Source organism: Bacillus sp. FSL W8-0770 (assembly GCF_038008705.1).
GTDB classification, from domain to species: Bacteria; Bacillota; Bacilli; order Bacillales; family Bacillaceae_G; genus Bacillus_A; species Bacillus_A cereus.
In genome coordinates this window covers 24,214-37,793 of the sequence record NZ_JBBOZR010000002.1, presented here as the reverse complement: position 1 = coordinate 37,793, position 13,580 = coordinate 24,214, and the positions used below count along the sequence as shown (strand labels likewise).

Genomic DNA, 13,580 nt, shown 5'->3' with positions numbered 1-13,580 from the left:
GGAGGAATAGCAAATGAACTCAAACACAAAACAGTTTATTTATGATATCCAGCAAAGAAAGAACAATTATATAGAAAATGCTTTAATAGCAATACAGCACCCTAAAAAAGAGCAATCTGAACAGGTCATTCAAAATATAGTAGAAAAGATGGATATGATGATTAGTCTAGTTACTACGTACATGAAGATTGAATCAGGATCTACGGAAGAATTAAAAGAACTTCAGAAAGAAATTATCCATGCTCAAGCATATATCCAAAAAAGAAAATTTGAAGAAACACAGAGATAAACCCCTGTGTTTTTCTTTGGACGTCTATTAAACCAATTTTTTATAAATCAAATTACATATAATTTGATCATTGTTTTGGCATAATCCATACAATTTGTTGAATTCGTACAATATACGGTACCGTATATTCAATGAGCAAATGATCTGGTTTCACATCCTTTAACTTTCCTCTTACATTACCTCTTACAGTTTCAATAACCACATGTTTACCCATTACTGATTGTAATGTCTGATATACGTAGGGATTAGGCACACTTACCATATTTTATTCACTAACGTCATTTCCCTCCAAATTACTCACTCTATAAGACTCCCTTCTAACTTTCATTCTTTCTCCTAATATATGATATAAATCTTATATATATGCTAGAAGGATAATTCATTATAGGAACGGAAATAACATTTTAATAAGGTACGGTTTCTATTCCTAAATTGCTAAAAAACTATTTATATAAAGTTACTTTTACTAGTTAACAGATGATGATATAGGGATATTTTGAATGTACATCTAGTTTATTCCTTTCAGGATATGTATCATTTTAAATACGCCCTTTATTTGAATATTGCTCATGCTTTTTTGAGGTTCTTTAGTAATACGAACGTTAAGTAAAATTACTAACAATAAAAACACTACATATTTTCCTCCTGTAGCTCCTATGATAACTACACTACTACAAACAAATAAAATTAATAGGAGAAACGAAATAAATACGGTTATAGTTCTTTGACATCTTCTCGTATTTTCTGCGTTCTTTCCTTGCATCCATTTAAATTCCTCCTTTAAATTATCTATTTCACTTTAAATAATGCCTTAAAATCCTCTTTTTTCACCCTCTATTCCTATCATGTGGTATCAGCCTTCCTTTTTAGTAATACTTTAGTAAACTAGACAACAAAAATGATATAGTCTAACATCTGTAAACGGTTTGCAGGATTCCGATTAGTTTTCATAAAAAATCTGTTGTTTTCGTTGAAATGGATAAGTTGTAATCTCATCTGCATCTAAATTTTCATGAAACAAATTGACAGCTGTAATCTGCCGACACTCATAGGTATGGTAATAATAAGTGCCTGATTCCATGCACATTGCGCTGGTATAGATGGTATTATCTAATACTCCTTCTTCCGTTATCACTCCACCTTTAGGAAGCTCGCAAGTTGATAAGATATGAAAAACTGCCGATACCCCCTCCTCTTCGTTATCTATACCTTGGATATTTTGTTTGCCATATGCTGCCCGAACAAATCTTGATGGTGGGGTAAAATCACCCGGAAGCCCTATTGAACCTGAACCTTGTCCAAAAGCACTTAATGATAAATCCCCCCATTGTGTAGACTCATAGGGCTGCGATCTAAGACCAATATATTGTCTTAAATTTTGAAGATGCCAGTTAAACTCTGGACTATTGGTCATTACCCCTAACGGATTGTCATACACTTTTAGCCCCTCAGTTGTCGGCTCTAGTACAATACATTCTCCCCATTTATCCGCTATAATCCAATGTAGTGGAGGAGTAAGTCCTAAAATAGGTAATGGTACATCCAAAAAAGAAATACTATCAACAGACTTTCTTAACTCTTCAATAGAATTGAACTGCGTGAGACTCCAAGCCACAAAATCAAATGGAGCCAGATTCGTTTTATTGTCATCTATACTTTCATTATAAGTGGCGAAACCTGGGAAATAGAGTGTTGCACAAGTCATACCTGCTTCATTTACTCCATCTGCCAGAATGACCCTTCCTTGATAGTTAATCCCCATCCCGACAACTGCTTGTTTCGTTTCGATGGTTTCACCTGTTATATTGTTCCATCGATAACTTCGAGGAACTATTATTACTTCTTGATTGAAATCTAATGTAAAATCCATCGTTCTTGCAAAAAAATGTTGACCATTTTTTGTCTGTAATGTCAAACTAGTACACATAAAGAACACCCCTTTGTTTAGTTTATTTAAACAAAAACCCATTTAATTGCTATCCTTAAGTTGATAGGCACGTATCTTTTTTCTTACTCATATTTATTGATACTCCTTTCAAAATTTGAATTTTCTAATACAATAAGTCCATTACTATAAGGAAAATAAAAATGATCAAAGAGATTACTAATCTCCTTTATGATTCCCCCTAACAAGTTAAAAAGCTATTATAAACAAACTTCAATAAAAGATACTTTCTCCCTCCTTTTTTATTACTGGATTTTTAAGTGGTTGGATGTTATCTAAAACAGAATTATTTATTGCATATGCTTCTTTCTAATTAACTAAATCCCCTAGTGAATAAAAATAAATGTTTGATGTGAATGTGTTAGATTTATTAAATGGAATGCAAGCAGTACTTACTTCTATTATTGAGTGCCAAATAAATAATTAATAAAAAATTAGGGGTTATCTGGAATATGTTTAGAATCACTTATTTTGCATTTTTCTTATTCTCCTATTTAAAAGGTATTTACTATGTAATTGTGCATATTAACCAAATACTTAACAAACTCAATATTACATGTGGTAAAATATATGAGAAAGGTACTTTCTATAAAGTAGGTTCTTAGACCAGAAGCCATAACGCATCTTATATTCATGATGTAGCGTTACTGTTATCACCCATACAATATGTAAACTATTTTTCAAATGAAGTCTATTGATGTCTAGGATCCTGTTTTATAGGAAGTGTTTTTATGGGATGGGGAACATATATAGGAACATGGTTCAAGTTAAAGAAAAGGCACTCCTAGGAGTGCCTTTTCTTTAACTATTTAAATGTGCGAACGCTTTCAAAACTATTGGATATAAATTGATGTACGCATTGTATTAAATAGTGCATTTATAGATGTCTTTTGGTACTCAAACGTTCCTTGTGTGAAAAGCATAGTAATAAAACTGAAGTGGTTCTGTAGATTTTTAGTAAGGATGGCTCCAACTAAATCTTAGTAAACATTATTCGATTGAGGATATATCAAAAATTCAATTAATGTTAAAAGCTAGTTAACTCAATGTTAGGTGATTTTCTTTAAAAAGATTTCTACATTTCTTTGGTAACGTACCTCTCCTTTCATACAAAAAACTGAACATTATTACATCAAAAAGGTTCTTTATCAAAGCATGTGGAATTAGCACATATGCAGGTTTTTATAAATGAAGAGGTGATTGTGTTGAAGTATTTAACAAAAGCAAAAAACTCATGAACAATTCTGAGAGGGTATTTGGAATCCTATCCGTTAACTTCATTTTTTGTAATGGCATATTTATTTTCATGGGTTGTATTAATTCCATTTATCTTCTCACAATGGGGTATTTTCCCTAAAACAAAAGTATTTGATATTTTCTTTTTTGCCAATGCATTTGCAGGCCCTATGTTAGCAGGGTGTATCATGTTTCGAACTCTTGAAGGCAAAGAGGCATGGAAAAAAGTTAGAAAAAGCATTCTCACTACTAAGGTCGGTTTAAAGTGGTACTTGTTTACTCTCATCGTTATCCCCGCTGCAATGTTTCTAGGTATGGTGATATTAAATGGAGAGGTACCCACTTTCCGTGACCTTAATTTTGAATTTTTTATAACCTATCTTTTCTCTTTTGTAGCAATTTTCTTTCTCGGTGGACCTTTACCGGAGGAAATCGGATGGCGTGGTTTCGCTCTGCCCCGATTACAATCGAAATTTGGACCGTTAAAAGCTACATTACTACTTAGTGTTTTGTGGACTTTTTGGCATCTTCCACATTTCTTAACAGCTGCACAAAGGGGTGGCCCAGGTTCTGACCTTTCTCTCCTATATATTCACTTGCCAATTTTTATTTTACTATGTTTGCCGATCTCAATCATTCTTACTTGGGTCTATAACTGCAATCACGGTAACTTATTTATTGTCATGCTAATTCATGCGAGTGTAAATACGTTTAGTTTGGCACAAACTCATTCCACCAACCCTATTTTAAAGAATACAGATATATTTGTAGTGATAGGATTGGGATTTGTCGCTTTACTTATTCTTATTTTCACACGAGGCAATCTGGGATATAAACAAACTTTTAATGAAGTAGAGTACAGTAAAAATGAAAATATAAGTAAATAGAAAAAAATCATAGAATAATAGGTTAATGACAATAGTGTACCGCACTGCTATCAAGTTATAAATCATATTCTTCTTCAAAAAAACGTGCTTCTTTATTCAAGCTAAAATACAATTGTTTGCAAAGAGATTCTCAGATATTTGGTATCATATACCTTGCAGAAATAGGATTTTTTCAACAGGAAAATAATTTATAGTGGAAAGAGTATAATCATATTGATTATACTAATGTGTTTTGAATTGTACCTTTAAGGAGGCGTTGTCGATGAGAAAATATTTATATTTAATTTTGAAAAAAAACAAGAGGATAACGTACCACTAACCCCTAAAATACGTGCTTCCTCTTCAATATTGGAAGGAGAGTATCAGATTGAAGAAACTTTATTTAAAGGCTATTGACAAAAATAATTGGGAAGAAGCAATTAGGCTGTCAGTTAAAGAAGAACAACAAACATTTATTGCATCCAACCTTTATTCTATTGCAGAAGTTCAATTTCTAGATAATTTCTATGCAAAAGGGATTTATTTTGATGAGAAAATGATAGGATTTACTACGTTTGGGATAGATCCTGATGATAATAATTATTGGATTTATAGACTTATGATTGATGAAAAATTTCAAGGGAAAGGTATAGGTAAACAAGCTATATATCTGGTAATTGATGAGATAAGAAGAAATAATAATGCAAACATTTCTATAATAATGATTGGATATGCTCCTGAAAACCTTACAGCTAAATTTGTATATAAAAAAGCAGGATTTATTGAAACGGAATTATCATCTTGGGGTGAACAGTTAGCTAAGTATTCCTTGTAAGCACTTGAATCTTTTAGACTTATTAAAGAAAAGAGTCTGATAGTATAGTAATGCAGATAGGAAATAATTAAACTTTTTTCAAACACGAATTTTTTCTATTCTTAATGGTTCTAATATACAAATAAAAAGTAGGAGGAGCCTATCGTGATAGACTCCTCCTAAAATACAACTCCCGTATACATATCGGAAATGAATTTATTTTACTAATAATGAATATTCACCGTTTTTATCATCGAATTTATATACATTTAAATAATATTTCCCTGGTTTCGCTACGACTTTTCCCTTTATAGTATTTCCTTCATCTTCACCACAAGCTACATAATTTTGCATGTCTGATTCATGATAAAGTACCCATGTCATCCCAATATTTTGTTCATTTACCACAGAAATCTGTTTCAATAAATGATTGATGTAGATGGAAAGGAATACATGAATGAACTATAAAGTAATTTATGTATATTAATTAATAATTACTTATTAATATTTATTTTCAGAAAAGAGGAACTTATTTTGTGGATCTTTACATAAAGTAATACTATAAAGAATAAGTTCCAAATAACACTAGGGATCCATGGTGGAATCCATTTTATACTGTTTTTATATGAAAAATTCTCTTCAAAACGCAAATAAAAAAGGGCAATTTCAGCCCTTTTTTATTTATAAATCCTCTATATCATATTCAGTATATCCCTCATAATAATAACTAATATCAATGCCTTTCATGAATACTTCACGACTATTAATTTTATCTACTAGTGCATTTTTGAGTAAATGCTTAATTTCAATATCTTTAATCGGGCTGCGTTCCATTGCCAGTAAATAATCTTCTTTATCAATCCTATTCCAGTCAACCACCTGTTGAATTTCATTCTTAAAGATTAAATCTAACCATATTCTAGTCGCTCTACCGTTTCCTTCTCTAAAAGGATGAGCAATGTTCATTTCAACATACTTTTCAACGATTTCATCAAAGGTTGTTTGTGGCATAGTATTTATATGTTCTAGTGAATGGCTTAGATACATAACAGGAGCAAATCGAAAGTTCCCCTTCGCTATGTTAACCTTTCGAATCTTCCCAGCAAAGAAATAAATATCTTCAAATAGATAATTATGAATGTCAGAAAGACCCTTAAATGTGCCAACTTCTATGTGGTTTATTTCTCCTGAATCATATAAATCTTTGGCTTTCATTTTTGATAGTCGTTCTTCCACTCGATTCAATTCCAACTGATTTTTGATACCTAATTTATTTTCTAGCACGGTCATTCTCCTCTTTTTCTGCCATTAATCCTTTTAGCATATCCAAATCTTCTTGTGTGGCTAAATTCTTGATGAAACTTCTAGCCATAGTTTTATAATTGAGATATTTCGTTTGTTCTGGATTACGTTTTTTATAGTTTTTTGTGGCTTCATTTTGCGCCTTGCTATATGCCATTCTCTCCCTCACTTTCAAGTATATAAGCATATTATATATGACTTAGTAATATATTCAAGCGAAAGAAAAGCTAGTGCCGAAGCCCTAGTCTAACACTATACCAAATATATAATTTTAAATTTTATCATTTCACAATATTTATCTTTTTAGAATAATCTCTCATATGTAATCAAGATTTTTCACTCTCTGTAAAAAGTGATTTATGTTCTACTGGAGAAGAAAGCACTATTAAGGTTGTAGGCTTTCCATACTCTAAGCACAAATTAATATAGTCTTCAAGTGTATGTACTGATTCTGTCACTACCTTTGTTAGATAACTGTATAAACCGGCAATACGATGGCATTCGACTACATCTGGATGTTCCATTGCAAATTTTTTATATTTGTTGCAATCTCTTGGTTCCATTAAAACAAACGCGGTAATATGTTTTTTTAATTCTTTCGGATTAACAATCGTACGATAACTTATAATGACACCCTGTTCCTCTAGTCTTCTGACTCGCTCTGTAACAGAGGGGGAACTCAAACCTACCAGCTTTCCTATTTCAACCATACTTAAACGTGCATTTTCCTGAAGATGTGAAAGAATCTTTAAATCTGTTTGATCCATTAATGTATCTCCCCTTGATTAATTAAGAATACAATTAATAATTCTTAAATTTTTTAAGAAAATTATAATTAATACATAAATTATAGCATGTTATCTTTTTTTAAAACTTTATATAATTGATATCAATTAACGAAAGAGAGGCTGAGTATCTTGACACAACAATCATTGAAACGTTCAATTACTTGGGTACAAGGGACTGCATTAACCATAGGGGCTGTGTTGGGTTGTGGAATTCTTATATTGCCCTCAATTACTGCAAATAGCGCTGGACCAGCTTCGCTTTTATCTTGGGTTATCATGTCTATATTAGCTTTTCCCATTGTCGCAACTCTGGCGCATCTTGCTAAAATAATTCCTAGTGCAGGAGGAATTACAGCTTATGTTCAAATGGCATTTAATGCAAATACGAGTGCAATCCTAGGATGGATTATGTTAGGATCTATTCCTATTGGATTACCTATTATCGCTTTAACAGGTGCCCATTATATTGGTTATGTTTTTCCAATAAGTAATGTAGGAGTTATAGGCATCGCGGCAGTAATTTTGATTACTTCTTTACTCTTACATATTAAAGGAATTGAGTTATCATCAAAAATAAGTGTGTTTGTCATTTGTATAATTTCACTTCTAATAATTGTGGCTGTTGTCGTTTCTATCCCCTATGTAAAATTAAGTTCTTTTACACCTTTTGTACCAAACGGATGGTCTTCTGTTGGAGCTTCTTCTGTAATTATCTTTTTCTCATTTGTAGGATGGGAGATGATAACCCCATTAGCTGAAGAGTTTAAAAGACCTGCTAAAGATATTTCCATTAGTCTATTTTTAGGGGCAATTTGCATCTCAATTATGTACATTGCAATATCTTTTGTAACAATAGGGACTCACTCATATGGTGATAAGAACCAGATAGCTTCCCTTAGCATTCTAATATCAAAAGGATTAGGACCAATAGGTACATATATAACCACTATTTTAGCAATTTTCATTTCATTTCGTTTAGTGCTGTACATGCTAACATTGCAGGTTTTTCAAGAATGATTTACGCCCAAGCTAGAGAAGGACATTTCCCTTCCTTCTTTGCTAAATTACATTCTAAATTCCAAACTCCAACTAGGGTTTTACTAGTTTTAGGCGGAATTTTTAGTTGTATTTTAATTTTTTATGGTATAGCACGACCAAATTTAGAGATGCTTCTAAAAGGCCCTAGTGTAATTTTTATTACCTCGTATATTTTTACAATGCTAGCTGCTCTTAAGTTATTAAAAGTTCAAGATATAGGTTGGTGGATGGCATTCTTATCTTTAGTTATATGTATTTTTGTATACTCATTTAGTGGTTGGGCGATTTTCTATCCAGTAATCTTATCATTCATAGGTGGGATCTATATACTTATGAATAAAAGGTCCAGCACAGTAATCAATCATCAATTAGATACACCCAATGAAAAATAGTTTCATAATCTCTATAAACTAATTCTACAAATTATATAATGTTATTAACACTATCAGATTGGAATAGATATAAATTCTGCTAACTTATAATTAACTCAAATTAATTTTATGAAATATGAATAATTATGTGTATTCAAGAAAAACCCAGGATAACTTTTTAAAATCATCCTGGTTTTTTCTGTATAAAATGAATTTCGTTATTTTATTTATTTCCCCAATTATATATTTCTTCACAATTAATAAACAAACATATAAATCATTTAATTATGTAAAAAATATATAATTAAATACCCCTATAAACTATATAAAGTTTAAACCAGCATATCAGCGAAAGTAGATCCAACGTTGTTTTTACGCTTCATATGCTTTTCTAAATATATTTTAGTCGTTTGAATATTTTCATGGCCAAGTGTTTGCATTAAATGATATAAATCTGCATTACCTTGTTCTACTGCCATAATTGCGAAAGCATGACGGAATGTATGCGCCGTTACTGGATTTTCACGATACAGTAGAAACTCTAAGTTTGTCTTTTTTATCATATCTGTTACTTGATTCGATAATGTTTTAGAGTTATAAGTATTTCCTCTTTGATTTATAAATACCGGACTCTCATCCCCTTTATCCAATACCGTTTGGAATCCTCTTCTCAGCCTCATTTCACAAATACATTGATATAAATGTTCCGAAATAAAAAGTTCACGCACTTTATCCCCTTTTCCAGTGACTTTTAACCAGTACTTTCCGTCGTAATGTAAATCTTTCACTCTCGCGGTGCACAATTCTTGAATTCTTGCACCAGTACTTGCTAGAGCCAGTAAAATTGTATAGTTTACTAAATGTCCTCTTTCTTTAAAAAACCCTAAAATTTTCATAACCTCATCATAGGATAGGTCCCGATTTGGCCGATCCTGCTCATTTACATTTGCGCGCTGTAGTTCTTCATGAAGAGGCTTTTCAATATAAGAAAATGCATGAAGATGTTTTAGAAAAGAACGAATGAGCACTGTTTTCTTTGCAAGTGTTGCGACTGCATATGTGTCACCATTCCTACCGTTCTCTACTCGTTTCAGCCAAGAATTGTATTTACGAATATGCCAAGGTTGCAATGTTTTCAATAAAGAGTCATTTTTCTGTACCTCTTCCCCATTCAATTCAAATTCTTCTGCATGCTGCACCATGCACTGACAAAATGACAAGATTTCAGAAACATAACTCTTTTTCGTATCCTCTTTTCTATTCTTCTTCTCATCCATATCTTTTTGTAAATGTACGAAATGATAAATAACTTCCAGGTCACTTAAATACGTATATTTACTCTTTCCCTCTTTTTCTGCAAGCTCCATTTTCTCTTCCAATTTATCCACATAACTATCGTTATACAGAAATGGCACTACATCTCTTAAATTCTCTACATATGTATCTATATATTCACTATGTTTATTTATAATAGATAAATTTTCTTTTTCATTTTTATTATCCATATTTCAAATTTACCTCTCCTATTGAAGATTATAATAATACTTCTCTTTATTACCTATAATTATTATTTTATTTTACTTCTATTAATTATACAAATGATAATTCATTTTCCTTCTGTAAGAACGTTATATTCTTCACTATTTACTTATAATTATATTTTTTTATAATTTATTATTAAATAGATATCTTTTAACAATTAAATAATTAAAATCTATAGTGATTTTATAATAAAAACAACTATAATAATTCATTAACATATAGTTTGAATGAAAAATATTTCTAAACGATAACAATGAATACTATATTTAATAAAATCTATTTCTTATTTTAAATATAAATCAGATTCTGATATGATATATACATACCTAAAATATTAACAAACAATAGTTATGGAGGTGTCCTTTTATGACACAAGATTTATTGTTCATTACAAAACCTACTGTAACGACCAAAGAGGCAGCTGACTTATTAGGAGTAACGGTACAAACAATTTTAAAAAAAGAAAAAGATGGATTAATAGAATGTGTATATAAAGATAACTGGAAGCAATTCGGTAGTAAGATTTTCTATTTAGAGGATATTGAACGTTTACAAAATGAAAATAAGGTTAAAGGCCTTAGCACAAAAGAAGTAGCTGAAATTCTTAATGTTGCACCATCTACTATCTTTACATACATCAAATCTGGAAAATTACCCGCCACAATGGTAGAAAAAAGAGGAAAACAAGTATATCTTATCGATGAGGAAGAACTAGAGATTTTTATGCTTGATTATGAAAAAACCAAAACAAAAGAGCGAAAAACATTCATTACGAAAATTCAAAATGAAGATATATACTTATATCAATTATTAACACATCAACATAACGGAAAAACAGCTAGGGTAATAGAGATCAATGGAGCAGACGGTAAGATTCTTACAGAAGACGAGGATATTTTCCCTCTATCCACTTATAAACAACATGATTACACCTTTGAACCATTCATTAAAAAAGCGGTAATTACAAAACGAGGGTATTTATCTTTTTCCTTTAAAAAACCTCAATTATTTAATTCCATTACTTATAATCTAATAAACTTATTTTATAAGGAGCTAGGTATCACAAATATGAGATTGAGTATTTCAGCAGATACTATCAAATTAGAAATTAAACCTTTCGTATTACAAGTAGATCCATTGCAGTTTCAAGAAGAGATTAAGTACTTACATTCTCATATGAAATCTGGCACGATTCTTCCACATGTAGAAGGTATTTACTTTAAAAGTAATGTAGAGCCATTAACTTTTCATGCAGATCATGAATTTAAGCAAAAAGTAGTTCAAATGGCAGCGGAAGCTGGTATGAGGCAGGAAGAATTCTTATTGCAAGCTGTAAAATCTTATATAACAAATTTAAAAAAACACTAAATCTACTACTTATTAAAAGAAGCGTAGAAATAAAATCTTTCTACGCTTTTAAAATATTTGTCACTCGCAATGAATACAACAAAGGGAAAATATCATAAAATCAAAATGTACATTTCCTATTTTTGTAAATCAAAGGGATCCATACCAAAAAATGTATAATTTATTTGTATATAATTATATAAAAGCGATTAATTCTTTATAGATTACTCAAAATAGTCACTTAACTTAAACTAGCTATGAATTATAAACCTAAAAATCAAATAAGCTACCGCTATAATAGGAATAGAATTTCAGTATCCAAGAGTTCGTTATATCAGAATTTAACGAACTCTTGGATGATGGTCAGTTCATCTCCCCTTCTATTATTGTACTGTACAAAGACATGAAACTCTAAACTATTTAGACAAGAAAGTCTAAACTTTTGTTTTTGGAACTTGATTGGGACAAGAAAGTCTAAACTAAAGCTTTTTTAGATTTACATGCTAAACCAAAAAAAATTTCATTTTGCGGATTAAATGTACTATACGTATAAACGTTTCAAAACTTGTTTCATTTCTGAATTAATATTAATAATTGAACTAATCTCTTTTGCTGATTGTTCGAGATATTTTAATTTATACTTAAAAAACTACACCCTATATAGAATGTAGTTTTTTATCTAGGTTATTACTTCTTATTTAATTTCTTTAATATATTTTCTGGAATCTCTTCTTTTTTAATAACTGAAATATCATGCATTCTTGTATCACTTCCCCTTTTCGCAGCTTTAATATATGTGCCAATAGGGAATTTGTTATCTGACCCAAAACCTAAGTCTATTTTATTTAAACTCTCATCATATCCAATTAAATCATATGAATAATGAATTACATCTTTAGGGGCCTTAGTGTCTCTTTTAGCTTCTTCTTTCACTACACCATATACATCTATCGCACTTACAAACGGACTATAACGATTCCATTGCTCGCAGCCAGCCAATCCAATACTAAATAGCATAGATAACATTATTATAAAAAATCTATTTCTCATTCTTATTCAATCCCACTGTAATTTATAGTTCTATAAAAATAGCGTACAGACGTACATATATGGATTGTTCTCCTAAGATTGCTTCTTAGTTTGTATATCCCTTACAGGCATCAATCCACTTTAAATATTTTGAGTATCGTTCTAGTTCTTCTATTGTTAATTCAATAGCACTATTTCCACTTCCACAAGCAGGACAAACAGTTATAAATCTTTGTAGTGATACATCCAAATACACTTCTACATCTTTATTTACAGCAAACGGGCAAACACCACCTATTGCATGTCCAATTAACTCTTCCACTTTGTTTGCATCGACCATCTTAACTTTAACACCAAACTGTTCCTTGTATTTACGATTATCAATTTTAGTATCACCTGCAGTTACTATTACTAAAACACGATCTTCTATTTGAAAAGATAAAGTCTTTGCGATTCTTTGAGGTTCACATTGTAACGCTTTTGCTGCTAATTCAACTGTTGCACTAGATTCTGTTACCTCTATAATTCTATCTTCCATACCATATTGTTTAAAATAGGAAATAACTTTTTCTAATGACATTTTACGGACCTTCCTTTCCCTTTTGGGGTATCATGTTAATGTGAGATTTATAAAAATATTAAGATTTATTTATATATCCTCTAAATAAATGTTTTACATATCTGTTTGGATATAAATCATTAATCATTGCATACGGACTATTTTCATATTTATGTTTCAATACGCCACGTAAACGATACTTTGCAATTAATGCGTTATTCCAATTCTGTTTGATTTCTTCTTCGTTCCAATTTAAAATGTTTGTTACTAAATATCTTGTTACTCTTTAGCCATTTCATTATTTTCATCTAATTTCCAAGTGTTTGGCGGGAATCTATTTCTTTTTCCATCTAATATCTCCTGATAAATTTCCTCTATAGTAATTGCTTTAATCTGCATTTCACAAGTTGCATTCCTTTCCTGGAGTTTGAATGAAGAAAATTCTGACTTTATG

General features: G+C 30.8%; 12 protein-coding genes and 5 pseudogenes. 5 read left to right on the top strand and 12 right to left on the bottom strand.

Going from position 1 to position 13,580, the window contains the following annotated elements; genetic code table 11:
• Positions 1-13 precede the first annotated feature (13 nt).
• Positions 14-289: a hypothetical protein gene (locus NST27_RS27080; RefSeq protein WP_001087710.1), complete on the top strand. Its 276-nt coding sequence runs from the start codon at positions 14-16 to the stop codon at positions 287-289.
• 67 nt (positions 290-356) lie between these two features.
• On the opposite strand, the gene NST27_RS27075 is transcribed toward NST27_RS27080, so the two are convergent.
• From NST27_RS27075 to NST27_RS27060, 4 genes and pseudogenes are all read right to left on the bottom strand, one after another.
• Entirely contained in the window at positions 357-551 is a 195-nt protein-coding gene (locus NST27_RS27075; protein WP_000255396.1) for a YuzF family protein, read from the bottom strand.
• A gap of 277 nt (positions 552-828) precedes the next feature.
• A pseudogene (locus NST27_RS27070) lies at positions 829-1,056 on the bottom strand (hypothetical protein).
• A gap of 173 nt (positions 1,057-1,229) precedes the next feature.
• On the bottom strand, positions 1,230-2,216 hold the full coding sequence (gene bsh, locus NST27_RS27065; RefSeq protein ID WP_047387375.1) for a choloylglycine hydrolase: 987 nt from the start codon (positions 2,214-2,216) through the stop codon (positions 1,230-1,232).
• Between the two features lie 851 nt (positions 2,217-3,067).
• Positions 3,068-3,145 (bottom strand): annotated as a pseudogene (locus NST27_RS27060) (DUF4879 domain-containing protein); the annotation flags it as partial.
• Between the two features lie 330 nt (positions 3,146-3,475).
• Here NST27_RS27060 and NST27_RS27055 point away from each other — a divergent pair.
• Entirely contained in the window at positions 3,476-4,357 is an 882-nt protein-coding gene (locus NST27_RS27055) for a CPBP family intramembrane glutamic endopeptidase (protein ID WP_233276720.1), read from the top strand.
• Between the two features lie 367 nt (positions 4,358-4,724).
• Positions 4,725-5,171, top strand: coding sequence for a GNAT family N-acetyltransferase (locus NST27_RS27050; RefSeq protein ID WP_000737862.1), 447 nt, complete (start codon positions 4,725-4,727; stop codon positions 5,169-5,171).
• Between the two features lie 195 nt (positions 5,172-5,366).
• On the opposite strand, the pseudogene NST27_RS27045 reads toward NST27_RS27050, so the two are convergent.
• The 4 genes and pseudogenes from NST27_RS27045 to NST27_RS27030 form a co-directional block, all read right to left on the bottom strand.
• Positions 5,367-5,564, bottom strand: a pseudogene (locus NST27_RS27045) (pre-peptidase C-terminal domain-containing protein); the annotation flags it as partial.
• A 267-nt stretch (positions 5,565-5,831) separates the two neighbouring features.
• A complete protein-coding gene (gene fic / locus NST27_RS27040; RefSeq protein WP_033667260.1) occupies positions 5,832-6,440 on the bottom strand; it encodes a protein adenylyltransferase Fic in 609 nt (202 codons plus the stop codon).
• Positions 6,421-6,609, bottom strand: a complete 189-nt coding sequence (locus NST27_RS27035) for a hypothetical protein (protein WP_000331758.1) — start codon at positions 6,607-6,609, stop codon at positions 6,421-6,423. Before NST27_RS27035 ends, fic begins: the two co-directional genes overlap by 20 nt.
• A gap of 169 nt (positions 6,610-6,778) precedes the next feature.
• Positions 6,779-7,219 carry an Lrp/AsnC family transcriptional regulator gene (locus tag NST27_RS27030; RefSeq protein WP_000372880.1) on the bottom strand — a complete coding sequence of 147 codons (441 nt, stop codon included), beginning with the start codon at positions 7,217-7,219 and terminating at the stop codon, positions 6,779-6,781.
• Positions 7,220-7,369: 150 nt separating this feature from the next.
• Here NST27_RS27030 and NST27_RS27025 point away from each other — a divergent pair.
• Positions 7,370-8,670: pseudogene (locus NST27_RS27025) on the top strand (APC family permease).
• A 311-nt stretch (positions 8,671-8,981) separates the two neighbouring features.
• Here the strand turns inward: NST27_RS27025 and NST27_RS27020 are convergent.
• Entirely contained in the window at positions 8,982-10,154 is a 1,173-nt protein-coding gene (locus NST27_RS27020) for a tyrosine-type recombinase/integrase (protein ID WP_000369036.1), read from the bottom strand.
• A gap of 403 nt (positions 10,155-10,557) precedes the next feature.
• Here NST27_RS27020 and NST27_RS27015 point away from each other — a divergent pair, with 403 nt between their 5' ends.
• Complete coding sequence (locus NST27_RS27015) at positions 10,558-11,559, top strand: helix-turn-helix domain-containing protein (RefSeq protein WP_000189827.1); 1,002 nt, start codon at positions 10,558-10,560, stop codon at positions 11,557-11,559.
• A gap of 666 nt (positions 11,560-12,225) precedes the next feature.
• Here the strand turns inward: NST27_RS27015 and NST27_RS27010 are convergent.
• The 3 genes and pseudogenes from NST27_RS27010 to NST27_RS27000 all read right to left on the bottom strand — a co-directional run.
• Positions 12,226-12,588 (bottom strand): DUF1093 domain-containing protein, encoded by a 363-nt coding sequence (locus NST27_RS27010; protein WP_001988071.1) that lies wholly within the window; start codon positions 12,586-12,588, stop codon positions 12,226-12,228.
• Between the two features lie 85 nt (positions 12,589-12,673).
• On the bottom strand, positions 12,674-13,147 hold the full coding sequence (locus NST27_RS27005; RefSeq protein WP_000051121.1) for a YbaK/EbsC family protein: 474 nt from the start codon (positions 13,145-13,147) through the stop codon (positions 12,674-12,676).
• Positions 13,148-13,226: 79 nt separating this feature from the next.
• A pseudogene (locus NST27_RS27000) lies at positions 13,227-13,525 on the bottom strand (DUF4046 domain-containing protein); the annotation flags it as partial.
• Positions 13,526-13,580: the final 55 nt, after the last annotated feature.

Bases quoted from the DNA above. Each gene is read 5' to 3' on its own strand.
- NST27_RS27080 (WP_001087710.1), top strand. From the start codon at position 14: ATGAACTCAAACACAAAACAGTTTATTTATGATATCCAGCAAAGAAAG.
- NST27_RS27020 (WP_000369036.1), bottom strand. From the start codon at position 10,154: ATGGATAATAAAAATGAAAAAGAAAATTTATCTATTATAAATAAACAT.
- NST27_RS27015 (WP_000189827.1), top strand. From the start codon at position 10,558: ATGACACAAGATTTATTGTTCATTACAAAACCTACTGTAACGACCAAA.
- NST27_RS27075 (WP_000255396.1), bottom strand. From the start codon at position 551: ATGGTAAGTGTGCCTAATCCCTACGTATATCAGACATTACAATCAGTA.
- bsh (WP_047387375.1), bottom strand. From the start codon at position 2,216: ATGTGTACTAGTTTGACATTACAGACAAAAAATGGTCAACATTTTTTT.
- NST27_RS27035 (WP_000331758.1), bottom strand. From the start codon at position 6,609: ATGGCATATAGCAAGGCGCAAAATGAAGCCACAAAAAACTATAAAAAA.
- NST27_RS27005 (WP_000051121.1), bottom strand. From the start codon at position 13,147: ATGTCATTAGAAAAAGTTATTTCCTATTTTAAACAATATGGTATGGAA.
- NST27_RS27010 (WP_001988071.1), bottom strand. From the start codon at position 12,588: ATGAGAAATAGATTTTTTATAATAATGTTATCTATGCTATTTAGTATT.
- NST27_RS27030 (WP_000372880.1), bottom strand. From the start codon at position 7,219: ATGGATCAAACAGATTTAAAGATTCTTTCACATCTTCAGGAAAATGCA.
- fic (WP_033667260.1), bottom strand. From the start codon at position 6,440: ATGACCGTGCTAGAAAATAAATTAGGTATCAAAAATCAGTTGGAATTG.